The 22,840-nt window shown below is 57.2% G+C and carries 23 protein-coding genes and 1 tRNA gene; 10 read left to right on the top strand and 14 right to left on the bottom strand.

Annotated features, from left to right (window positions below; translation table 11 throughout):
• The first annotated feature begins 999 nt into the window (after positions 1-999).
• Genes AC0V6T_RS08330 through AC0V6T_RS08340 form a run of 3 tightly spaced genes read left to right on the top strand, consistent with a single transcriptional unit; the run spans position 1,000 to position 4,921 of the window.
• Entirely contained in the window at positions 1,000-2,331 is a 1,332-nt protein-coding gene (locus AC0V6T_RS08330; RefSeq protein ID WP_486125972.1) for a protein kinase domain-containing protein, read from the top strand.
• 11 nt (positions 2,332-2,342) lie between these two features.
• Positions 2,343-3,512, top strand: coding sequence for a UvrD-helicase domain-containing protein (locus AC0V6T_RS08335; protein WP_486125974.1), 1,170 nt, complete (start codon positions 2,343-2,345; stop codon positions 3,510-3,512).
• Positions 3,509-4,921, top strand: coding sequence for a hypothetical protein (locus AC0V6T_RS08340; RefSeq protein WP_486125976.1), 1,413 nt, complete (start codon positions 3,509-3,511; stop codon positions 4,919-4,921). Before AC0V6T_RS08335 ends, AC0V6T_RS08340 begins: the two co-directional genes overlap by 4 nt.
• A 207-nt stretch (positions 4,922-5,128) precedes the next feature.
• Here the strand turns inward: AC0V6T_RS08340 and AC0V6T_RS08345 are convergent, their stop codons facing one another.
• From AC0V6T_RS08345 to AC0V6T_RS08385, 9 genes are all read right to left on the bottom strand, one after another.
• On the bottom strand, positions 5,129-5,311 hold the full coding sequence (locus AC0V6T_RS08345) for a plasmid mobilization protein (RefSeq protein ID WP_486125978.1): 183 nt from the start codon (positions 5,309-5,311) through the stop codon (positions 5,129-5,131).
• 133 nt (positions 5,312-5,444) lie between these two features.
• Entirely contained in the window at positions 5,445-5,750 is a 306-nt protein-coding gene (locus tag AC0V6T_RS08350; RefSeq protein WP_486125980.1) for a hypothetical protein, read from the bottom strand.
• Positions 5,751-5,773: 23 nt separating this feature from the next.
• Positions 5,774-5,850: transfer RNA gene (locus AC0V6T_RS08355), tRNA-Met, on the bottom strand.
• Between the two features lie 110 nt (positions 5,851-5,960).
• Entirely contained in the window at positions 5,961-6,653 is a 693-nt protein-coding gene (locus tag AC0V6T_RS08360; RefSeq protein WP_007163738.1) for a cyclic nucleotide-binding domain-containing protein, read from the bottom strand.
• A 73-nt stretch (positions 6,654-6,726) separates the two neighbouring features.
• Positions 6,727-7,260, bottom strand: coding sequence for a 2'-5' RNA ligase family protein (locus tag AC0V6T_RS08365; protein ID WP_486125982.1), 534 nt, complete (start codon positions 7,258-7,260; stop codon positions 6,727-6,729).
• A 2-nt stretch (positions 7,261-7,262) separates the two neighbouring features.
• Positions 7,263-8,231, bottom strand: a complete 969-nt coding sequence (gene mltG, locus AC0V6T_RS08370; RefSeq protein WP_486125984.1) for an endolytic transglycosylase MltG — start codon at positions 8,229-8,231, stop codon at positions 7,263-7,265.
• A gap of 4 nt (positions 8,232-8,235) precedes the next feature.
• Positions 8,236-9,495 (bottom strand): beta-ketoacyl-ACP synthase II, encoded by a 1,260-nt coding sequence (fabF, locus tag AC0V6T_RS08375; protein ID WP_486125986.1) that lies wholly within the window; start codon positions 9,493-9,495, stop codon positions 8,236-8,238.
• A 141-nt stretch (positions 9,496-9,636) separates the two neighbouring features.
• Positions 9,637-9,873 (bottom strand): acyl carrier protein, encoded by a 237-nt coding sequence (locus AC0V6T_RS08380; protein ID WP_007163734.1) that lies wholly within the window; start codon positions 9,871-9,873, stop codon positions 9,637-9,639.
• A gap of 99 nt (positions 9,874-9,972) precedes the next feature.
• Positions 9,973-10,743 carry a hypothetical protein gene (locus AC0V6T_RS08385; RefSeq protein WP_486125988.1) on the bottom strand — a complete coding sequence of 257 codons (771 nt, stop codon included), beginning with the start codon at positions 10,741-10,743 and terminating at the stop codon, positions 9,973-9,975.
• Positions 10,744-10,837: 94 nt separating this feature from the next.
• Here AC0V6T_RS08385 and AC0V6T_RS08390 point away from each other — a divergent pair, with 94 nt between their 5' ends.
• The gene (locus AC0V6T_RS08390; RefSeq protein ID WP_486125990.1) at positions 10,838-11,851 is read left to right on the top strand and encodes a histone deacetylase family protein; all 1,014 of its coding nucleotides are present in this window, start codon (positions 10,838-10,840) and stop codon (positions 11,849-11,851) included.
• 141 nt (positions 11,852-11,992) lie between these two features.
• Entirely contained in the window at positions 11,993-12,427 is a 435-nt protein-coding gene (locus AC0V6T_RS08395) for a ferritin-like domain-containing protein (protein ID WP_486125992.1), read from the top strand.
• Positions 12,428-12,596: 169 nt separating this feature from the next.
• On the opposite strand, the gene aspS is transcribed toward AC0V6T_RS08395, so the two are convergent.
• Positions 12,597-14,411: an aspartate--tRNA ligase gene (gene aspS, locus AC0V6T_RS08400; protein ID WP_486125994.1), complete on the bottom strand. Its 1,815-nt coding sequence runs from the start codon at positions 14,409-14,411 to the stop codon at positions 12,597-12,599.
• Between the two features lie 192 nt (positions 14,412-14,603).
• Between aspS and rnd the strand changes: the two genes are divergently transcribed.
• From rnd to AC0V6T_RS08415, 3 genes are read left to right on the top strand one after another with little or no spacing between them, the layout of a single operon-like run.
• Positions 14,604-15,806, top strand: a complete 1,203-nt coding sequence (gene rnd, locus AC0V6T_RS08405; protein WP_007163728.1) for a ribonuclease D — start codon at positions 14,604-14,606, stop codon at positions 15,804-15,806.
• 7 nt (positions 15,807-15,813) lie between these two features.
• Entirely contained in the window at positions 15,814-16,710 is an 897-nt protein-coding gene (locus AC0V6T_RS08410) for a hydrogen peroxide-inducible genes activator (protein WP_007163727.1), read from the top strand.
• Between the two features lie 21 nt (positions 16,711-16,731).
• Complete coding sequence (locus AC0V6T_RS08415) at positions 16,732-17,385, top strand: hypothetical protein (protein ID WP_486125997.1); 654 nt, start codon at positions 16,732-16,734, stop codon at positions 17,383-17,385.
• A gap of 34 nt (positions 17,386-17,419) precedes the next feature.
• Here AC0V6T_RS08415 and pgsA read toward each other — a convergent pair whose 3' ends face one another.
• Positions 17,420-18,028 (bottom strand): CDP-diacylglycerol--glycerol-3-phosphate 3-phosphatidyltransferase, encoded by a 609-nt coding sequence (gene pgsA, locus AC0V6T_RS08420; RefSeq protein WP_007163725.1) that lies wholly within the window; start codon positions 18,026-18,028, stop codon positions 17,420-17,422.
• A gap of 147 nt (positions 18,029-18,175) precedes the next feature.
• On the opposite strand from pgsA, the gene AC0V6T_RS08425 reads away from it, so the two are divergent.
• On the top strand, positions 18,176-19,591 hold the full coding sequence (locus AC0V6T_RS08425) for an MFS transporter (RefSeq protein WP_007163724.1): 1,416 nt from the start codon (positions 18,176-18,178) through the stop codon (positions 19,589-19,591).
• A gap of 3 nt (positions 19,592-19,594) precedes the next feature.
• Here AC0V6T_RS08425 and AC0V6T_RS08430 read toward each other — a convergent pair whose 3' ends face one another.
• Entirely contained in the window at positions 19,595-19,870 is a 276-nt protein-coding gene (locus AC0V6T_RS08430; protein WP_007163723.1) for a hypothetical protein, read from the bottom strand.
• 166 nt (positions 19,871-20,036) lie between these two features.
• Here AC0V6T_RS08430 and AC0V6T_RS08435 point away from each other — a divergent pair, with 166 nt between their 5' ends.
• Positions 20,037-21,725, top strand: a complete 1,689-nt coding sequence (locus AC0V6T_RS08435; RefSeq protein WP_486126000.1) for a thiamine pyrophosphate-binding protein — start codon at positions 20,037-20,039, stop codon at positions 21,723-21,725.
• A 65-nt stretch (positions 21,726-21,790) separates the two neighbouring features.
• Here AC0V6T_RS08435 and AC0V6T_RS08440 read toward each other — a convergent pair whose 3' ends face one another.
• On the bottom strand, positions 21,791-21,961 hold the full coding sequence (locus AC0V6T_RS08440; protein WP_007163721.1) for a CsbD family protein: 171 nt from the start codon (positions 21,959-21,961) through the stop codon (positions 21,791-21,793).
• Between the two features lie 90 nt (positions 21,962-22,051).
• Entirely contained in the window at positions 22,052-22,801 is a 750-nt protein-coding gene (locus tag AC0V6T_RS08445) for an SDR family oxidoreductase (protein ID WP_007163720.1), read from the bottom strand.
• Positions 22,802-22,840 lie beyond the last annotated feature (39 nt).

Here is a 22,840-nt window from a genome sequence, read left to right on the forward strand (position 1 = left end):
CGCTCTACGACCAGCGCAGCTCCGTTCGACTCCGACGTTTCACCCGGTGACGGGTCTATCTCGATCTTGGCGTCAGGCTAAGGGGCGAAACCCGAGATGGTGTTTGCAAATCCCTGAGCCTCCCCTTCTTGAGGTTGCGTTCGAATCCTGCGTTGGGACTGGAACGCAGCGGTGATCTTGGGACATTTTGGTTGATCCGCTTTTTGAATTCGCTTCGACAAGCCGTTGCATTTGGATGAGAATCTACTTCTCGCCGCAAGTTCACGGGTGGGGGTATCGCCTGATTCCACCCAAGCTGAATATACCCCCATCGATACCCCCCGAACGGCTCCGGCTTTAGGCGGACACATGCGGACGCATACGGCCCCAAGCGGACTGGCGTGGTAGCACATCTGTAATTAAAATCAGTGATTTGGGTCGAGAATCCGGACCCATGCGAACACAAGCGAACCTATGCGGACGCTGTTTCCTGGTAGCGGAGGAGGGACTTGAACCCCCGACACGCGGATTATGATTCTCAGTGCGATCGTTGATTTTAAACGATTTTTTTGTAGAACATTTCCTTAATGGGGCTTAAACCCCCCTTAATGGCGCTTAACTCTGTAAAACATTTTCGGAGGGGTGGCGGCAAATGCTTGGCGCCTGATGCTTGCAGTCTGTCAAGGCGAATGAGGAAAAAGCGCCACGCGCACAGCTCTATTATTGGATTCTCTTCGATGCCGCGAAGTGGCTTTATGACTGGCTAGCTTACTTCGGCTCAACTTTCGGCACACAAAACTCATCCCTCGGCCATGCCAAAGGGGTGACCCATACATGGCTCGACGTAGAACTTCGGCAAGGATGCATCGCTAAACGACAGAATGAACTGCGAGGGACTCGCTTAATCATTGGTGTTCTGACAAAGTCGTTCTCCGGCCGGAAGAGCTGTAGACGAGTACCGGCATCTTATCGTAATGCACTGATGTCGATTAGCTTTTCTCCAAATTAGACCGGTGCCAGATGGACAATCACGAATCCGAAGACATTAAGCTTGTCCAACGCTGGTGCGAGGCGAAAGGGGATGGTTGGTCCGTTATCAACAAAATGGGAGAAGGCGGTACAGCGTCAGTTTATGCTGTGGAATCTCCAACCGAAACCCTCGCGTTCAAGCTCTACAACAAAGAGTTTTCGGGGCCGAAAGGAGAAGAGAGCGAACGCAGACTTGAGCCGCAGCTGAAGCTTGGTCTTCACGACTGTCCTTTCATGGTGCGGACTCATGACGGAGGTCGGTTCGAAGAGAGACTATACACTCTTCTAGACCTCGCAGAGGGAAGAGAGCTGGAAAAGTGCTTGTCTGAAATTCCGCGAAGTCGGATTCAAGGCATTATCGATCAGATTGCACGAGCCGCACATTTTCTCAGGGAAAAAGGTCTCACCCATCGTGATCTTAAATCTGCAAACGTCTTTGTCTCGGATGACTTTGAGCGGGTGAAGGTTCTAGACTTGAGTGTGTTGAGAGACATTCATGACCCGGTAGGACTTGGAACCGATCACGGTGGAAAGCTGCCCGTCGTAGCTACTTCCCGATACTCCCCGCCTGAATACTTATTTCGCCTCATCGAGCCGAGCCCAGAAGCTTGGCATGCGCTCGACATATATCAGCTCGGCGGAATTCTACATGATCTCATTATGCGCAAACCAATGTTCTCTGATGAATATGGCCAAACGCGCGACACGAACAGATATCGATTTGCGTGGATTGTCGCGACGCAGGAGCCAAAAATCCAAGCGCCAGATGTCAGCGCTAACCTGATGTCACTCGCAAGACGAGCTTTGGACAAGAACTGGGAACGAAGGTCTACACTTGAGCTAAGTGACTTCTTCCAAGATGAGGATGTTCTGAAAGATCAGGCGTTAAATGCCATTGGATTAGGCAAGAGTACCGTTGTGGACCCGATATCTTTGGCGGAGACACAGCAGTTTATGACGGTCTTGAGTTCTGATATCGAAGAGATAATCGTGTCCGTACTCAAAACTGACGGAGTGACTTGTATACATGAAATAACAGGCACCGAGTCTAAGCGGGTTCTTAAGTTCAAATGGGAAAATCCGACATCACTCGAAGTCGAATATTCATCTGTTGAATTCATTGTTGACCTCGATTTGGCGCAGAATGCACTCGGTCCTTCGCTCGCACACAATTCAAAACTGAAGGTGAACATTAATGAGGAGCAGAAGGAAGCATCACTGGCGTTGCCCGATGTGACTGACATGGCAGAGGCAGCGACACGTGTAGCAAGGGCATCAATGAGTGCTCTGGGTGACTTAGCAAAGCAGATCAGAGAAAGCTGAGGTAACAATCGATGTCATTGTGGTGGGCGCGAAAAAATCAATTGGACGAACATCAAATTGAGCTAATCGAGAACACGCCTCTCGAAGGAAATTATATCGTAGTTGGACCGCCGGGCTCTGGGAAAACAAATGTCCTTCTTAGAAGAGCGCAATTTGTCAGAGCCCAAAATATGCCGAACATACTTGTTCTTACTTTCACAAGGTCCCTCACGGAATTCATCAGAACCGGATGTTATGCTGACGGAAAAAACATCTTTCCCGAGAAGCTCATCACAACAGTCGAGGCTTGGGTTCGCTCGATTTTCCAAGAATGCAAAGCTGATCCCCCAGCTGCTAATCAAGACCATAGGGAACGGCGAATTGCATTTGCGGAGAAGGCGATCGAATGCTTAGAGAATGCCTCTATCCCGAGATACGATTCCATATTCGTGGATGAAGGACAGGATCTTTTAGAAGCTGAGATCCGCCTCCTTTCGCGCCGCACCGACAATTTATTCATCGTAGGTGACGACAGGCAAAGAATTTACGACGGCGCGGCAGGGGTTGAAGGCCTAAGCAGCATTGTCTCAGATTTGCAGAAAAGGTCGTTGCCTTTTCACTATCGCATCGTACCAGAAATTTGCTCAATGGCTGATAAGATACTGATCCCCACTGGGCAGGAATCGCTTGCAAGCACCGCTCACTATCAAGGCCCAAAACCGGGGAGAATCTCAGTTGAAGGGCCTCTAGCTAGGGCTGAACAGATTGAGCAAGCGGCAAAGAGGCTTAAGGATCAGGTCCGTGTCTACGGCGATCTCATCGCTGATGGAGATCGCCTTGGAGTAGTGGTTCCGCGAAAAAGCGATCGCGATGATGTGTTCGAGTTTTTTGAAGCCGATCCGGAGCTTAAAGGAAAAAGCCAGATTGTGAGGGCGCGCGATGGGACAACATCCGATAGCCACAATCCTCAGATCGCGATCGACCAGCCCATTTTGATACTGACCAAACAGGGGGTAAAGGGTCTTGAGTTTAGAGGGGTCCAATGGTTGTTTGCAGACGATCTTCAAAAGTATGAAACGCCCGAAAAGGTCTACACCGTTGTGACAAGGGCGAAAACGAGCTTAGATATCTACTTCACTGAAACTGAACCGCCCCACGTGGCAAAATCTTTTGCAAAACCGGTGGAAGGGGGGCTTTGGTGATTGCCATGAGAAGCCTGCAATTTTCCCTCGTAGATGAGCACGAGCTAAACAATTTAGTGACCGGTGATATCTCGGTCCCTTCAGAGCCTTGGAACAACCGCTCAGCCAATAAGCGCATCCCAAAAGGCAAGTCTGCTGCTATCTGGAATGAGTATGGCAGCCCGAGCCCTCACGCCAGGCCTGTGTTGCTCGCGATCCATAGCGACGAAATGCCAAGGCTATTTGCCAGATTCTCTCAGTTGCGGTCAGAGCTTTCGCCATTGTCGTCATGGTGTCACATCATCTCGACCGATCAGTTTTCAAAGTTGCACGGCTCACGGATCGAATCAGACATTTTTGGCCTTGATGCCTGCTGGGCGGGATTGATCATTGCCGAAGCAAGAGTTCTTGCCTCTCGTCCGGTGTCGGCTCTCAAAGTCGCAAGCTGCTTTGCCACCCAGTCCTTTGCAATTGCAAGGACCGCAAGTCTCTGGGGTCCGCAGCCAATTGATCAAGTGCTTAATGCATATGACAACCTTCAAAGTGGGCTAAGGCATGCACCATCGAGCATGGGAGCGCTTCGTAACTTCCTGACCCCAGTCTGGAAGATACTCCTCCACGTAATGGGAGGAAAAGTCACTTTGAATGGAGATGAACAGGATGTGTCGTCGGCGATCATTGGGATTCAAGATGCGCGCTTCGACGGCACAGACCCATCACCCGGTCTCGCGAACTTATTTGGGTCTGTCGCTGATGTCAGCTTTTTGGAACAACTAGACAGTCTCACCGCTGAAGATCGACTGAAGGAATTTGATCGCCTTATCGAGGCATTGGCAAACTCAAAAGAGGGGTCTGGTGAATCGACACGACTAGGTTTTTTGGCAGGCTACCTAGCAACAATCGCCGCAGGAGGCGCTGCTAGTCTAAAATTGGCCGAAGGAGTGGTCGATCGCTTTCCACAAGTTACAGCTTGGGCTTATACAATTGGTGGTCTAGGCGAGCCAATAACGTGGACTTCAGGCTTTTCAGGCCTTGGCCGCCTTGTGGCGCGCGAGCTTCAAAGATCGTTTTTCGTTGACCAACCCCCGACAGCTGACTTTTCTGCCATCGAAGCCGCTGCGTTAATCGATCGGCAGCTTGCCGACCCATTGGTCAATCTTCGAATAAAACAAGCACGTTCAGTGACCGTTTCCCTCTATCCGGGGGTAAATGTGGTAATGCCGATCCACGAGCAAGTCTCCGAAGTTACTTCTTCAGCTTCAACGCCCACAAGCGCCCGTAGTCACCAGAATGACCCTGCGATGGAGACTTTGGCGAAAGCAATTTATCCTTACATCAGCAGACAGCTCGACGATCAAATCGCGGCAGCGCTACGCAGCGGATCAAGTAATAAAAGCCGAAAGAAAACGTCGCAGAAAAAGTTACTTTAGCGTTATTCCAGCTGCGTAAAGACCTCACTGCAAATATGATCCTCGTTTGCTACGAGCCAGACCAAGGCCGCAATTTATGATCAGCATAATTACAAGAAGCACTTCAGGATCAATAACTGACCTGTCTTGATCAAAACTTCCTCCGATACCTCGGAAATGGTTTCATCCTTTTCAATATCGCACGACTATCACTGTGCTGGAACGACCTCAGTCCGGCAAGTTGGGTAAGAATGGAACCGGTAATCCCGCATCAGTTAATTCCTGCCGCGCGGCCTTGCGGAGCCTATCGCGAATCCAAGCCGACTTTGTCATTCCTGCTAGCTTTGCGGACGATGCAATCGCGTCCTTTTCTTGCTCATCAATCCTGACCTGAAGGTTGAAAGTCTTCATTGGAACGCTCCGCCATGCCGTGCGGTGGCACTAGCGCGGACGGTCCTTTGATGTATGTCATGCATTTTACATTACATTCAGAGAAGGTAGGCTCGATATGCCGAGTGCAGCTAAATTTCCCTCATCACCTGAACTAAAGCGTGTTCTCAAAGCCGTACGGGATTCCGAAATAGCGGTTGGCAAAATCGAGATACAAGCGCGCAAAATCGTAGTTTATCCCGAGCTGTCCGAGCTGGACACGATGACCGAGAAAGAGTGGAAAAAGCTCCAAAGAGATTTGTTTTTCGGGGATTGAGCACAGGACTGAAATTCCGCAGCTCCAAATCCGTAATCCCCTGAAATAGAAAGGTTTTTTAGAAATTGGCCAACGATGTTTTACAAGGATGTGTAAAACAGGCGAATTCGTTGCAAAATCGAGGGCAACACCGGTCTCGTTCAAGTTACTGTTTTTTATAGGTTTTTTGGTAGCGGAGGAGGGACTCGAACCCCCGACACGCGGATTATGATTCCGCTGCTCTAACCACCTGAGCTACTCCGCCACACCAGTTTGCCCTGGGGGCTCCCGATTGTCGGTTGGCAACCGGGATTCGCGAGGCTTAATGCCTCAAGCGAGCGGCGCATTTAGGGCGCTCCCATGCCCCGGTCAACCTCAAGTTTGCGATTGCTCGGCGTCATCCTGATTTGCAGGTGCATTGGCCCTGTTCATGCGCATGACCTTGACTGCCAGCGAACGGTTGAAGGCGTTGTCGACCGCGCGCCCGATCTCGGGCAAGCTCTTGGACAACTGTGCGAGGGCATCGCGGTCGATGCGGGCGCAGCGCATCGGTTTCGTGACCTTGACTGTCGCGCTCGCCGTATGGCCGGAGATGTGGCTCATTTCGCCAAGAAACTCCCCTGCCCCGCATTCATTCACGGCCTCGCCATCGCGTACGATCGAAGCGCGGCCGCTGGCTATGTAGATAAGTGGCGGGTCGAGTTGGCCCTGGACGATCAGGTCTTCACCCACTTCCATGTCGCTCCACACCATGAGATCGCGGAGGCGGTTTTGACGAGCGGGATCTTCGATCTGCATGACGTGGTCGAACAGTTCGCGCTCTTCACTGGTCATCACGCCGCTGCGAGCGCGCCGATAGAGTGCGAAAAGCCGGAATGCATTGACCAGCAGAAACGCCGCCGCGATCAGCAGCGCTACGCTGAATTCTCCCTTGAGAGCGAAATGTGCAACGCCGAGAATACCTGCGACGAGCGCGATGATGCGTATCGTGCGCACCTGTCCCGGCAACATCGCCGCGACCAGCGCCGCGCCCGCGGCCCAGCCTGCTAAGGTGCTCGCCTCTTCCATCAATTTCCCCCCAAATGCGCCGGCGCACTGCGTCCGGATTCGCGCAGCCAATTACGCGGACTAAGTGCCTATACTACAAGCGCTCGCGTCCACGAAATGGCATTCGCTTCAGCTCTTTCCAAGGGCCGCCCTCATACAGGTGCAATTCGAGCGCGGGAAAGGTGAACCACCCACGTTCGATCCAAGGGTCAAGCTGGGGACCCAACCGGGTCTGGAGCCCCCTAGCCTCCTTTTTCGATACCTTGTTCTGGATCGTAATGTGAGGCCGCGGTTCGTGCAGATCCTGCTCGGTCAGCATGCCGTGAAAATGCTCTGCGATAATCCTGCGAACGGCGATGAGGCCCGGAGCTTCCAGCCTGATCGCCGTGCCCTTGCCGAAATCAAGCAGACCGGTGATGCGTCCCTCAGGAGGCTCGAATTCTCCCGTGACCTGCGGCAGAAAGCCGAGCAATTCCTCGCGCAAGGAAGGCGCAAACGCGTGGAACAGCGTCACATGTGCGTGCAGATGGTTTCGCTCTGGCGGAAAATGCGCGCGCCTTAGTCCTTCTGCCCAGCCACGAACCGGTTCAGGGATCGAAGCGGTCAGGATGAAAGGCTGCGAGCCCAAGACTAGTTCATCTCGCCGCGCTGCCTGCGGATTTCGAACCAGCGTCCGACCGCTTCATTGTGACCGTCCAACGTTTCGTTGAACTCATGACCGCCGGTGCCGTCGGCAACCATGAAAAGGTAATTGTGATCCTCAGGGTTAAGCACTGCGGCAATGCTCTCACGGCCCGGATTTGTGATCGGACCCTCGGGCAGGCCGACGCGGGTATAGGTGTTGTAGCCGTTGATCGCGGCAATCTCAGATTGGCGGATGCGGCGGCCCAGTGGCTTCCCCTTGGTGATGGGGTAGATAATCGTTGGGTCGGCCTGAAGCATCATGCCCACTTCGATCCGGTTGGAATACAGGCCAGCCACCGTGCGGCGCTCTTCGGGAGTGCCTGTCTCCTTCTCAACCACTGAGGCCAGGATCAGCGCCTCGCGGATCGTGTCGACGGCGATGTTCTCGCCCCGCTCGGCCCATGCTTCGGCGAGGTACAGGTCCATCGCCGACTGCATCTGCTCGAGCAGCTCGGAGCGCGGCTGTCCTCGCTCAAAGGCGTAGGTGTCAGGCAGGATCGAGCCTTCGGCAGGCACGTCGATTTCGCCGGTCAGCAATTCTTCGGCCATCAGGCGCTCCCAAACCAGCACCGAGGGCATGCCCTCTGGGATGGTGACAAAGCGCCGGATCACGTCACCCGACTGGAACGCAGTCAGAATGTCCTGCTGGCTCATGTCCGGCGTCAGGGCGAACTCGCCCGCCTGGATCGGATCGGACGAGCCGAACAGCCGGGCCGATAGCAGGAACCCGTCAGCCGAGCTGATAAGTTGCTTCTCTTCCAAATCCTGAGCCACGGCGCTGAGCGATGAGCCCGCCGGGATCATGAACGGCGTCTCTTCCTCGATCTGCGCTTGCCCAAGGAGCTGCGGCGCGAGCAGCAGGCCGACGCCTGCCAGCATGATCAGGCTGATGATGAGCAGCCCTAACCTGCGCACCGGCTCAGTCGACCTTCTGCATGATCAGCGAGGCGTTGGTGCCGCCGAAGCCGAAGCTGTTGTTGAGCACCGCGCGCACTTCGCGCTTTTTCGCCGTGTGCGGTACGAGGTCGATGCCTTCGGTGCCCTCGTCCGGATTGTCGAGGTTGAGCGTCGGCGGGACGATCCCGTCGCGCATGGCGAGGATGCAGAACACAGCCTCAACCGCGCCAGCGCCGCCCAGAAGGTGGCCAATAGCGCTCTTGGTCGAGCTCATCGAAGCACCGCTCAGGTTGTCGCCCAACACGCGCTTAACTGCGGCGAGTTCGATCGTGTCGGCCATCGTGCTGGTGCCATGCGCGTTGACATAATCGATGTCGCCCGGACCAAGGCCTGCCTTACGCAGCGCCATCTTCATGGCGAGTTCCGCGCCCTTGCCTTCGGGGTGCGGTGCGGTGACGTGGTAGGCGTCGCCCGAGAGGCCGTAGCCGGTGACTTCGGCGTAAATCTTTGCGCCGCGTGCCTTGGCGCGCTCATATTCTTCGAGCACGACGACACCGGCGCCCTCGCCCATCACGAAGCCTTCGCGGTCCTTGTCGTACGGACGGCTTGCTTCTTTGGGGCGGTCATTGAAATTGGTGTTAAGTGCGCGGGCCTGTGCAAATCCGGCGATGCCCAGCGGGTTGATGGTGCTCTCCGCACCTCCGGCCAGCATCACGTCCGCATCGTCCATCGCGATCATGCGCGCGGCATCACCAATCGAGTGTGCGCCGGTCGAACAGGCGGTCACGACCGCGTGGTTCGGGCCCATGAAACCGTATTTGATCTGAACCTGCCCGGTAACAAGGTTGATCAGGCGGCCATGCACGAAGTGCGGGCTGACCCGGCCAGGGCCGCGCTCGTGCAGGTTGACGCTTTCATATTCGATACCTGGAAGCCCGCCGATGCCTGCGCCGATTGAGCAGCCCACGCGTTCTTTTTCCTCGTCGGATAGGTCGGTGAGGCCTGCATCTTCGAGCGCCTGTCCGGCAGCATCGATGCCATAGACGATGAACGGATCAACCTGCCGCTGAACTTTGCTGTCGACGCGCTTGTCGGCGTCAAAACCCCATGGGTGGTCCTTGCCTTTGACTTCGCAGGCAATCGTGCATTTCTGGCCTTCGGTGTCGAAGCGCGTGATCGGACCCGCGCCGCTTTCGCCAGCGATCAGGTTCTTCCACGAGGTTTCAACGTCACCGCCAAGCGGTGTGACAAGGCCAAGACCGGTTACGACAACGCGGCGCATCAGGTATCTCCACAGCCCACAAGGGCAAAATTCGAATTTACGTCCAAAACACTACAGGCCCGAAGGCCCTTCACAAAGGGCTCGGGCCTGTTGGTCAATTGCGCGCCTCATGTGTGATGCGACGCGCATATTGCGGGGCGATTAGCCCTTGTTTTCCTCGATGAATTTCGTGGCATCGCCAACGGTCGAGATCTTCTCGGCTGCATCGTCGGGAATTTCGACGCCGAATTCTTCTTCGAAAGCCATCACAAGCTCGACGATGTCGAGGCTGTCTGCGCCAAGATCATCGATGAAGCTTGCATCCTGAGTGACCTTGTCACCTTCGACGCCGAGATGTTCGACGACAATTTTCTGCACGCGGTCGGCAGTATCGCTCATGTGTATCCCTCTTGAGACTGGGTATTAAACTCGTGAATGGCCCTAAAGGTCGGTTCGATTAAGCGCAAGTCAAGATCGCCATGGTTTTCCGCGAGTGTGTCACGCAAACAGATCGGCGGTGTCGAGCAGGGCAATGTCATTGCGTTGGGAAATGCTGCGGCGGATCATATATTTATGCGCCGATCCAAACATGATGAGCGCTGTGAGCCCTTCCCCGGAAATTTCGTCGAGGGCAGCATTGATAAGGTGGGTGTGCGCTCTGTTGATCTGACTCCAGCCACCCGGTCCGAGGTCTTGATCGAAATAGCGCTGATAAGGTTCGCGCGATTTTTCAACGAGTTGATCGAAACGTTCGGTGTGAATGAACCGCGGATCGTCGCTACGCCCGGCGACGGCCTGTGCAAAATCGCTCTGAGCCGCGCGGTGCTCGGCCCATTGCTCCGCGCGCGCCGGATCGTTCTGGATTCGCTCAAGCGCCTGGGCTCGGTCATCTGCGATTTGCCTTGTCCAGCCAGCACAACCAAACAGCCGAAAAGGCATCTCCCGGCTCAGCGGAAAAACGACCTCTGTGTATTCGGGGAAAACTTCAGTGCGCATTTCATCGACTTTTCCGGTGGAGGCGAATGAGGAACGCGCCTGATCGATGCGATCAGGCGGTATCTCGGTAAGGATCACATCAGGAGCGGCAATGCGGATCGCCTCTTCCAGCACCGCGAGCGAATAGCTCTCGCTGCGCCGATGCCGCCCGTGGATCACACCCATCACGTGGACCTTGGTGCTCGAAGGCGACGGTCCGCACCCCATCAAGGGATGAGCGGCAGCCATGGTGGCGAGGCTTCCTGCAAGAAAGGTGCGGCGCGTTGAGGTCATGTGTTTTCCTTCGCAAGACCCCTTCGCAGACAGTGCGTGCAAGGTTACTGACGAACGCATCCTACGCGCACCAGCGACCACTCAAAAGGCATCCATGCTCACCTTTTATTCCGACCACCAGTCCGCCCATGCCCCATTGCGCGAGCTCAATAATGGCGAGTGGATGGACTTTGCCGAAAGCCCGGCAAGGCTCGCATCGATCCACGCTTCCATCGGAACGGGCGAAGCGCCGCGCGACCACGGCATGGCTCCAATCGAGGCAGTGCATGACAGCGAATATCTCTCCTTCTTGAGAGCAGCACACGACGAATGGCTCGTAGCGGGGCGCGAAGGTGACGCGATCGGCTATGCCTTCCCGGTGCGCGGTCGCAGGCGGCTGTCGCTCAACCGGATCGACGCAAAGCTTGGCGCCTTCGGGTTCGATGCCGCATCCCCAATTTCCTCCGGCACATGGCAAGCGGCATATTGGGGTGCACAAAGTGCGATGAGCGCACTCGAATCGGTTGCAACAGGTCGCGCGCGCCAAGCCTTCGCGCTCTGCCGCCCTCCCGGTCACCATTCGGGCCGCGATTATTATGGCGGCTACTGTTATCTCAACAATGCGGCCATTGTCGCGCGCGCCGCAGTCGATCGCGGTCTCGGTCCGGTTGCGATCCTCGATGTCGATTACCACCACGGCAACGGGACGCAGGACATATTTTACAAGGATGCAGAGGTGTTCTTCGCCTCGATCCACGCCGACCCGGCGAGCGATTACCCCTACTTCTGGGGCCATGGTGACGAAACGGGAGAAGGCGCGGGCGATGGCACGACTTTCAACCAGCCGCTGCCGCGCGGGACCACATGGGAGACCTACGAAGCGGCGCTGGACCGAGCGCTTGAGGCCATCGCTAAGTTCGGGGCGAGGTTCCTTGTTGTCAGCTATGGCGCCGACACGTTTGAGCAGGACCCAATCTCACACTTCAGCCTTACGACACCCGACATGGAGCGGATCGGCGCGCGTATTGCGCAGGCCGATCTCCCGGCGGTCATTGTCATGGAAGGCGGCTACCGGATTGACGCGCTCGGGCACAATGTCGCCGCATTTCTGAGCGGAATCGAGAGTTAAATCATTGAAATAGCGAGCTATCGCAGCTCATGAACGGTCCAGCGAGCTCATGGAACGATCACCCCTCTCAATTCATAAGAGAGGTGAAAGCAAGGCGCGGACGGCGCAATGCTAACTCCAGCAACCCCATCAAGGAGACCCATGAGTAATATCAGCACTCTTAAATCGCTTACCCAGACTACCTACGATTCGGTCGAAGGCTATCGCAAGGCCGTCGACAAGGCAGACAGCCCCGCACTAAAGGATGCGCTTAACCGCCGCCTGAACTCGCGCGAACAGACGCTTTCGAAGCTGAATTCGGCGCTTGAGAGCAACGGCGAAGAACGCATTTCCTCGTCGAGCATGACCGCATCGGCACACCAGACTTTCATGAGCATTGGCGACTCTTTTGAGAATGGAAACGAAGCCGCAGTCGAGCGCGTGGAAGAAGGCGAAGACTATGTCGCCGGTAAGTTCCGCGATGCACTCGAAGACGACAATCTCGATGCCTCTTTCCGCAGCCTGATCCAGCAGACGTATCAGGAAATTTCGGAAGGCGAACGGTTCAGCGACATGCTGGAAAAGCAGTACGCGTAACCGAATGACACCAATCGCAGGTGGGGACCTGCGTATGAGCGTCGAGCGCGCCTGAGCGGCGCCTACGCATCGCCAGACTTGGGCTGCGCTCCGCTCACCTCTTTAAGAATATAATTGTCCCAAAAGACTGGGGCGCCCATCCAAACCGGAAGGGCGCCCCATTTTTCTGTCAGCTTTCGTCGGAAACGATGTCGGGCTTGGGCGGTGCCTTTTGCGCCGGTTCAACGAGGCGCAGATGAAGTTCGCGCAGCTGCGCTGGCGTTGCCTTGGAAGGCGCGCTCATCATGAGGTCCTCGCCCTTCTGGTTCATCGGGAACGCGATGACTTCGCGGATTGCTTCCTCGCCAGCGAGCAGCATCACGATGCGGTCGATACCCGGAGCCGAACCACCATGCGGCGGCGCGCCAAGCTTGAAGGCTTCGATCATGCCGCCAAATTCCTTGTCGACGGTCGCGTTGTCGTATCCCGCGATCTCGAAAGCCTTGTACATGATTTCCGGCTTGTGGTTCCGGATAGCGCCCGAGCTGAGCTCGTAGCCGTTGCAGACGATGTCGTACTGCCACGCCTTGATTTCGAGCGGGTCCATGCTTTCCAGCGCTTCCATCTCGCCTTGCGGCATCGAGAAGGGGTTGTGGCTGAAATCGACCTTCTTCGCTTCCTCATCGTATTCGTACATCGGGAAGTCGACGATCCAGCAGAACTTGAAGCAATCGGGCTCGATGAGGTCGAGCTGTTCGGCGATCTGCGTGCGGGCCGCACCAGCAAGCTTGGCTGCGTCCTTTTCCTTGCCGGCGGCAAAGAAGAGACCGTCATCCGGGCCAAGGCCGAGCTCGTTGTAGAGCTCTTCCATGCGATCGGGGCCGTGGTTCTTGGCAATCGGACCGCCAAACTCGCCGCCCTTGCGAGTGACGTAGCCGAGGCCAGCAAAACCTTCGGAGCGCGCCCAGTTGTTCATGTCGTCGAAGAACTTGCGGCTTTTCTCGTTAGTTTTCGGGGCCGGGATCACACGAACCACGCCGCCACCGCCGACAATCTTTTCAAACAGGCCAAAACCGCTCTTTTCGAAGTGGCTGGTGACGTCGCTGATAATCAGCGGGTTACGCAGGTCGGGCTTGTCGGTGCCATACTTGAGCATCGCCTCGGCGTATGGAATGCGCGGGAACTCGCCCGATTTCGTGACGGTCTTGCCGCCCGAAAATTCCTCGAAAACGCCTGCAAGTACCGGCTCGAGCGCCTGGAACACGTCTTCCTGCGTGACGAAGCTCATTTCGAAGTCGAGCTGGTAGAACTCGAGGCTGCGATCGGCGCGCAGGTCTTCGTCGCGGAAGCACGGCGCGATCTGGAAGTAGCGATCAAATCCCGACACCATCAGCATCTGCTTGAACATCTGCGGCGCCTGCGGGAGCGCGTAGAAGCTGTTCGGGTGCATGCGGCTCGGCACGAGGAAATCTCGTGCGCCTTCGGGGCTCGATGCGGTGAGGATCGGGGTCTGGAATTCGGTAAAGCCCTGTCCAATCATGCGCTGGCGCAGCGAGGTGATGACCTGGCTGCGAAGCATGATGTTGCGATGCATGACCTCGCGGCGAAGATCGAGGAAGCGGTACTTGAGGCGGATGTTCTCCGGATACTCTTCTCCGCTCGCGACCGGCATCGGCAGCTCGTCGGCGGCGCTCTGAACCGTGATCGAGCGTGCGAAAATCTCGATTTCGCCGGTCGGCAGATCCTTGTTCACCGTCTCGGGCGTGCGGGCCTTCACTTCGCCGTCGATGGTCACAACCAATTCGGCGCGCAGCTTTTCGAGCACGGGAAGCGCGGGCGAGTCCTCGTCCGCCACGACCTGCGTAATGCCGTAATGATCGCGTAGGTCGACGAACAGCACGCCGCCATGGTCGCGTTTCCGGTGCATCCAGCCCGAAAGACGGACGGTTTCGCCGACATTTTCAGCCGAAAGCTGTGCGCAAGTGTGGGAACGGTAGGCGTGCATCTAAATTCTTGTCCTGTTTGGGTGTATGGCGCTAAGGGCGCGCCAGCGTCTCGTAGGACAAATTGTCCCACGTGGATATGCGCGCGCTAACAGGGCATGACCTGCGCTTTGTCAAGTCGCGCACCTCTCGAATTGCTGGGTCGATAAAGGCCCGAGAGCGGCACTCCGCTCAAAACACTAGAAACGATAGACATGAAAATACACGACCTCATTACAACTTCCGACGCTCTGGCCGACCTGTGCGAGCGCCTTTCCCAATCCGAATTCGTTGCCGTCGACACCGAATTCATGCGTGAAAACACATACTGGCCTGAACTGTGCCTGGTTCAGATCGCCAACACTGAAGAAGCCGCGGCGATTGATCCGTTGGCTGACGGGATCGACCTGTCGCCCCTGCTCGAACTGCTGACCGAGAACGATGAGGTTCTGAAGGTCTTCCACGCTGGCGGTCAGGACGTCGAGATCATCGTCAACATGACGGGCAAGACACCCTTCCCCATTTTCGACACGCAAATCTCGATGATGGCGATCAGCCAGTCCGAGCAGATCGGCTATGCCAATCTCGTCGACCACTGGCTGAACATTACGGTCGACAAGGGCGCGCGTTTTACCGACTGGAGCCGCCGTCCGCTCACCGACCGCCAGATTGAATATGCAATCGGTGACGTGACGCACCTGTCGAAGATCTTCCCGAAGATTCTCAAGAAGCTGATGAAGACCGAGCGCGGCGCCTGGCTCGATGCCGAGATGGAAAAGCTCGCCGACCCGTCGAACTACATCGTCGATCCCGACACCTCGTGGAAACGTATCCGCCAGCCGGGCCGCAATCCGCAGGTGCTTGGCCGCCTGAAAGCCCTTGCCGCATGGCGCGAGGGCGAAGCGCAGCACAAGAACATTCCGCGCGGTCGCATCATGCGCGACGAAACGCTCGCCGACATTGCCTCGCACCCGCCCAAGAAACAGGGCGATCTCGCGAAGGTGCGCGGGCTTTCGGCTTCGTGGAAGGACAACGATATCGGCAAGCGCCTGATGAAGGTGGTTGGCGATGCCGAGCCGCTGCCCAAGTCGGAAATGCCCGAAAAGATGAAACGCGGCGCACCGCTCGGCAAGGAAGGTGCTTTGGTTGCCGACCTGCTCAAACTGCTCCTCAAAATCCGTGCCCGCGAAATCGACGTGGCCGCCCGCCTGCTCACCCGCGCAGACGAGATGGAAGCGCTCGCAGCCGGTGTGCGCGATCTCAAGGTGCTGCAGGGCTGGCGCTACGACGTGTTCGGCAAGGATGCGCTCGAGCTGGTCGAGGGCAAGCTCGCTTTCGCGGTCAAGGACGGCAAGCTTACCATGACCCACATCGACGACATGCAGGCGAGCATGGAAGAAGCGCTGGCGGCGGAGTGAATCGGCCTTGAGCACTTACCTCCCCACGATCAAGCAGTTGCAATATCTCGTCGCACTGCACGAGCACGGCCACTTTGGCCGCGCTGCTGATGCGAGCTTCGTGTCGCAGTCGACTTTGTCGGCCGGCATTCGCGAGCTTGAATCGCTGCTTGGCGTAACGCTGGTCGAGCGTTCGCGCCGCGTGGTGCGCTTCACCGCGCTTGGCGAGCAAGTCGTGGCGAAGGCTAACAAGTTGCTGCGCGAGGCGGAGGAATTGTCCGACCTAGTGCAGGCCGCTGGCAAACCGCTCTCGGGTCAGCTGCGCATGAGCGTGATCCCGACCATCGCTCCCTTCATGATCCCGCGTCTCTTGCCGCGCCTCAAAAAGGAGCGCCCCGACCTGCAATTGATGCTGCGCGAAGAGACATCGCACGACGCACTTGAATCACTCCAGCATGGCAGGGCTGATTGCGTGCTACTTGCGCTACCGTTCGACACGGGCGAGGCGGACTGGGTTCACATCGCGGATGACCCGCTCTTCGTTGCCTTTCCCAAGGACGACCCGCGCGATCCGCCGGCGACAATTCCGCCCGACATGATCGACCAGGGGCGCCTGCTCTTACTTGAGGACGGCCACTGCCTGCGCGACCACGCGCTCGCCGCCTGCAACCGCTCAGAACTGCGCGCGAGCGCCAGCATGATCGGCACGAGCCTGCACACGCTGGTCCAGATGGTCGATAACGACCTCGGCCTCACCATGCTGCCAGAAATGGCGATCGACGCTGGCATCCTGAACGGCACCGAAGTCGTCGCAAGGCCTGTGGAAAGCGACAACGCCAAGCGCGAGATTGTTCTGGCTTGGCGCAAGAATTCACCGCGCGAGGCGGATTTCAGGTTGCTGGCGGATGAGCTTCGGGCTGGCTGACTAACGCATTGGCTCTACACAATGGCATCTCGTGATGATTTCAAGAAACCCACTGCTCGGACGATCGCGCAAAGAGCTGGCTATAGATGCTCCAATCCAGCTTGTTTGCGCCCCACGATAGGGCCTGATGGTGGAGACCTTGCATCAAGCATTGGTGTGGCGGCACATATTTGTGCCGCTGCCGAAGGCGGCCCTCGCTACAACGATGAAATGACAAAGGAAGAAAGGATCGCTCCCGAGAATGGGCTTTGGTTGTGTCAGACGTGCAGTCGGCTGGTAGATGTTGATGTCGCTAGCCATTCAATCGACACGCTACGCGAGTGGAAAATGCTTGCGGAGATGCGGGCCTACTTAGGACTACGCGGTTTCTCGGTTGTTGTTTCGCGCAGCTTTGAGAGGCTAGAAGAGAAAATGCCAGAACTTGTCGATCAAATGCGGGTCGACATACGCGCCAATCAATTCACGAGAGAATTCATCATACTGAGCAAAAATTGGTCCTACGCTGGCCAAGATCGGCCATACTTCTATTATTACTTCGAGGATCACGAAGAACTTTTAGGAAAACTGAAGGTGATGGAAAACTTTGGCGCTATAATCGATATCAAATTCAACGATGTATACAGATATGAGTTAACTGAGGATTTCGTAGAATACCTCGAATTGCCAAAGATTTGACACCAAAGGTTTATCGACGAAGTGCGGTCTGCCCTCATTCCATGTGCTTGAGGCCGACCCGCAGATAGTCCCAACCAGTGATGCAGGTTAGCACGGCGGCAGCCCAGAGGCTGGCGAGGCCGACGACATGGATCCAGGTTTCTTCGACGCTAGCGCAGGCGGCCCCGGGCGATTGGCATGGCTGCCCGTGCACAGCTCCGCCCAGGATCAGCGCGCCAAGAGCGACCAGTTGAAACGTCGTCTTCCACTTTGCGAGTTTCGTAACCGGGACTGACACCTGGATGCCGCCCAAAAACTCGCGCAAACCGCTCACCGTGATCTCGCGGATAAGGATCACCAGCCCCGCGATGACGTGCATATCGCCGACATACGGACCTCTCAGGAAACCTTGCGCGGTCAGGATCAGGATCACGGCGGCGACCATGATCTTGTCCGCAATCGGATCAAGGAAGATGCCGAGTTTCGACACGGTCCCCTGTGCTCGCGCCAGATAGCCGTCGAAAAAGTCGGTGATCGCAATCACGCAATAAAGCGCAAAACCGATGAGGTAGCCGAGCTGCCAGTCCGGCCACCACAACAGGAAACCGAGCAGCGGCACTGCGAAAATTCGCGAAAGGGTCAGGATGTTGGGCAGCGTCAGCATCTTCGTTTTCCCCCTTAGCGCGGGCGATGCTCCAAGCAAATGATCCTCAACGTTCTGCTAACAGCTATACTTCCTCGCCCTTGCTCCCGCCCGCATCGTCGCTATGTGGGGAACAGAAGAGAGAACGGGCTACCACTGCTTTAACGCATGACCACATCGACGCACCTCATGCGCCGTAAGCGCTTTCTGCCGCTTATGGTCACGCAGTTCTTCAATGCCTTCAACGATAATCTGTACAAGACCGCACTCGTCCTGTTCGTGGTCTACACGGTCTACAATGACGAGCAGCAAGAAGCGCTGTTCAGCGGCCTAGCATCGGTCATTTTCATCGTCCCATTCGTGGTCTTTTCGGCGCTTGCCGGACAACTTGCCGACACGCGCGACAAGGCGCGGATCATCCGCATCGTCAAGATATGCGAGATCGGGTGGGCATCACTCGGCGCGATTGGCCTTTTCATGGCGTGGCAGGGGATCATGGTGCACACGGTTGCCATCCCGCTCCTGCTCTTCGTCGTATTCCTTGCCGCCACGCAATCGACTTTCCTCGGGCCCATCAAATACGCAATCCTTCCGCAGCACCTCAAGAAGGAAGAGGTTCTCTCCGGAACCGGGTTGATCGAGGCGGGGACGTATATCGCCATCCTGACCGGTACGATTCTGGCCGGATTCATCGCGGTCGAGATCGCAATGGTCCTGATCGTGATAACCGCTTTCATCGGCTACTGGGTGAGCCGCTACGTGCCCGATGCGCCGCCGCAGAGCGATTACGAGATGCATTACCCGCTGCTCGAGCCGTACCGCGAAAAGGTGGGCAGCAAGCTCATGCGCTGGCTTGGCTATCCCTTTGTCGCAATCGCCGACCAAGCGATGATGAGCTACAAGCTGGTGCGAGACACCGCGCATAATCGCGAGATTTTCCTCGCGATCATCGCGATCAGTTTCTTCTGGACGATTGGCGCCGTGCTGTTCATCCAGTTCCCGCCGCTTGCCAAGAATCAACTGCTTGCCTCCAAGGAAGTGGCGAGCCTGTTCCTAGTCATCTTCTCGATCGGCATCGCTATCGGTTCGATCGGCATCAACGCGCTTTTGAAAGGCGACGTATCGGCGCGTTACTCGCCCGCTTCCGTGATCATCATGGGCATCTTCGTGATCGGCTTTTACCTCGTCTCGAAGGCTTGGACGCCAAATGCCTCTGGCGAGTTGCTGCCAATTCAGCTTTGGATCCTTGAGCCGCTTGCCATCCCTCTTTCACTCATGCTGCTCGGTATCGCGACTGCGGGGGGTTTCTTCGTTGTGCCGCTTTACGCGTTTCTCACCACCCGGTGTGCGCATGACGCGGCAAGCCGAACCATTGCCGCGAACAACATCGTCAATTCGCTCGCCATGGTGGTGGGTTCGTTGATCGCGATCGGGCTAACTGGCCTCGGCATCCCGGTGGTTGAGCAATTGCTCTTCGCAGGCGCGATGACGGTCATTTCCGCATGGCTGGGCATGCTCTTGTTCCGCGCCGAGAAGGATGCAGCGGCGGCCAAGAGCCTCGCAGACGCTGCTCCAGCCGAATAAGTCTCACATGATGAAGACGAGCATCGCTGCAAACGCGGCGAAATAGACGCTCGCGAAACCGCGCATATCGTCAGCGGTAAAGCGCCACAGGCTCTCAGCCGGTTCTTCGATCAGATCAGCAGTGACATGCGGAGGCAGGCTTTGACGAAACGGGTGGCCAGCGCCTTCCTGGGTCAGGACGAGCGAACGACGCTTTCGCCCAAGCAGGCGCCTGCGCTCAATTTCGGGGCCAGCCGGTGCGTTGAGGATCGTATCGATTGCGACTTTGCTTTGTTTCATAGGGCCAAGCGTTAACACTTTCTTAAGAGTTTACGAGGCCGCGATTTCCCCTGCCCAAAATGGAGACAGTTAGCCGATTTCGTGGTTAATCGGTGGAACGCCAAGAAGCGCGTGTTTGCCAGTTTGCCGTGCCCCGGCTAAGCGCGCGGACAAGAGGAGAGCACATGTGAGCCAAGCGACTCAGACCGCCGCCGAACTGCTGGTCGATTGCCTGAAAGAACAAGGCACTGACCGGATTTTCACCGTGCCGGGTGAGAGCTTTCTCGCGGTACTCGACGCGCTTCACGAGCGTTCGGATATCGACACCGTTGTATGTAGGCAAGAGGGCGGAGCAGCCTTCATGGCGTGCGCCGATGGCGCGATGAGTGCTGCGGGCGACTGCCTTCGTCCAGGTGTCGCTTTTGTCACTCGCGGCCCCGGCGCGACCAACGCATCGATCGGCGTTCACGTTGCTCATCAGGACTCCCAGCCGATGATCCTTTTTGTCGGCGATGTGGCGCGCCCGATGCGCGATCGTGAAGGCTTTCAGGAAGTCAATTTCGAAGCGTTCTTTGGCCCGATCGCCAAATGGGCTGCGCGTATCGATGACCCCGCCCGAGTGCCCGAATACGTAGCGCGCGCTTATTCCGTTGCGGTGAGCGGGAGGCCGGGCCCCGTGGTGCTCGCGCTCCCGGAAGACATGCTGTGCGATCCCGTCAGCGCCGACATCAAGCCGCGTCCAGCAAACGTCCGCCCGGCTCAGGCCGTGTGTCCCGACGCTATGCAGGCGATGTTCGCACTGCTCGCCGATGCGGCCAGTCCCATAGCGATCATCGGCGGCGCAGGCTGGAACACCAAGGCGCGGGAACACTTCCAGGCCTTTGCCGAAAGCGTCGGCTTGCCGGTTGCGACGGCTTTTCGCAGGCAGGACGCGATCTCGCCAGACTCGCCAGTCTACGCTGGCAACCTCGGATATGGCCCAAACCCTGCGCTCGTGAAGCGCGTGAAGGAGGCCGATTTCGTCCTCGCAGTGGGAGCGCGGTTGGGTGAAGCAACGACCGACGGCTACAGCTTCCCGGCGACCGATCATCCTGACCAGCTACTCGTACACGTCCATCCCGATCCGAACGAGCTTGGCCGGGTTTATTTGACCGAGTTGGGGCTCGCCTGCTCAGTTGACGAATTCGCGGAAGCTGCCGCGCTGTGGGAGGACCATTCGATCATCCCCTTCGATGCGGGCAAGGAGGCGCATGCAGAATGGGAGGCTTGGGCGACGCACAAACCGTCCGACACCCCGCCCACACTCGGCATGGGCGCCTGCGTGACCGCAATGCGCAAGACGCTGCCTGCCGATACGATTGTGTGCAATGGAGCGGGCAACTTTGCCGGGTGGTGGCACCGCTATTGGCGCTATGCCGGCTATCCGAGCCAGCTTGCCCCCACTGCGGGCGCGATGGGTTACGGAGTGCCTGCATCGGTCGCAGCCGCCTTGCGTTATCCGGATCGCACCGTCGTCGCAGTTGCAGGCGATGGCGATTTCCTGATGAACGGACAGGAGCTGGCGACCGCAGCGCAATACAACGCAAACCTGATCGTACTGGTGGTCGACAACGGCGCATACGGCACGATCCGCATGCATCAGGAGCGCGAATATCCAGCGCGGGTTTCGGGCACCGAACTGTCGAACCCCGATTTCGCGATGCTCGGCGCATCCTTTGGCGCGTGGAGCGCTACCGCCACAACGACACAGGAATTCACCGCCGCGCTGGCCGAAGCCAAGGAGCGAATTGGCCTTCGCCTCATCCACATGAAGATCGACGTCGAGCAACTCGCAGCCAGCGGCGCGACGGTCAGCGGGCTCAGAGCCAAGGCCTGACATAGGAACAGAAAGGCCGCCCCCATTCGCCGGGAGCGGCCTTCGATTGTTCTTGGACTGGCGGCTTAGATATCGTCGCCAAGAGCGCCCTTCACTTCGCCTTTGGCTTGATCGGCCTTGCCTTCCATTTCCTCGGCCTTGCCTTCGGCACGGGTTTCCGGGTCATTGGACTGCTGCTTCAGCTCACCCTTGGCTTCCTTGAAGTTGCCTTTGATCTTGTCGGTAAGTTCACCCATGGTCTAGCTCCTTGATGTTGCAACAAAATCGCCCCCGATCACCTGACAGCGAACGGGGGCGTTTCGTTCCAAATTTTGCGGCGAAAAGGCTTATCTGAGCGTCATTCCGCCATCGACCATGTATTCCGAACCGGTAACGTAGGACGCCTGATCGGACAGCAGGAACAGCGCGACCTGCGCAGCCTCTTCCGAATTGCCAAAGCGGCCGAGCGGGACCTGATTCTTGATCTGCTCGCTCATCTCTTCGACCTGCTCTTCATCAAGGCCCATGCCGTCGAAAAAGTTGGTTTCAATCGGGCCCGGTGCGATCGAATTGACGCGGATGTTGCGATCGGCAAGGTCCGATGCCCAGCTGCGCGATGCGGCTCGGATCGCGCCTTTGGTCGAGGCGTAGACCGCGCCCATCGGCTGGCCGAGATAAGGCGAAACCGAAGCGGTCACGACAACCGAACCGCCTTCGTTGATTGCCGGGATCAGTTCGGCCATCTGAAGGAACGGGCCCATCACGTTCACGTCGGTCATTCCGCGGAACATATCCTTGTCGACCTGCTTGTTCGGGCCGAATTTGCCGAAGCCTGCATTGAGCCACAGCCCGTCAATGCCGCCCATCTGCTCCTTGACCTTGGCTCCAAGCTCCTTTGCCGCTTCGGGGTCGGAAGCGTCATTGCGAAGCACCAACGAGCCTGAAGGCAGCGCCTCGCCCGCTTCGTCCAAGTGATCCTGACTCGTGCCAGTCACGGCGACTTCGCCTCCTTCGGCAACGATCATCTTCGCGCCTGCCAGCCCCATGCCGCTTGTTCCGCCGGTGATGAGTACGCGTTTGCCTTCGAACCTGTTCATGTCTGTCTCCGTGACTAGGGGGTGTTTCCCTCAACTTAC

This window comes from Erythrobacter sp. S158, from assembly GCF_057364915.1.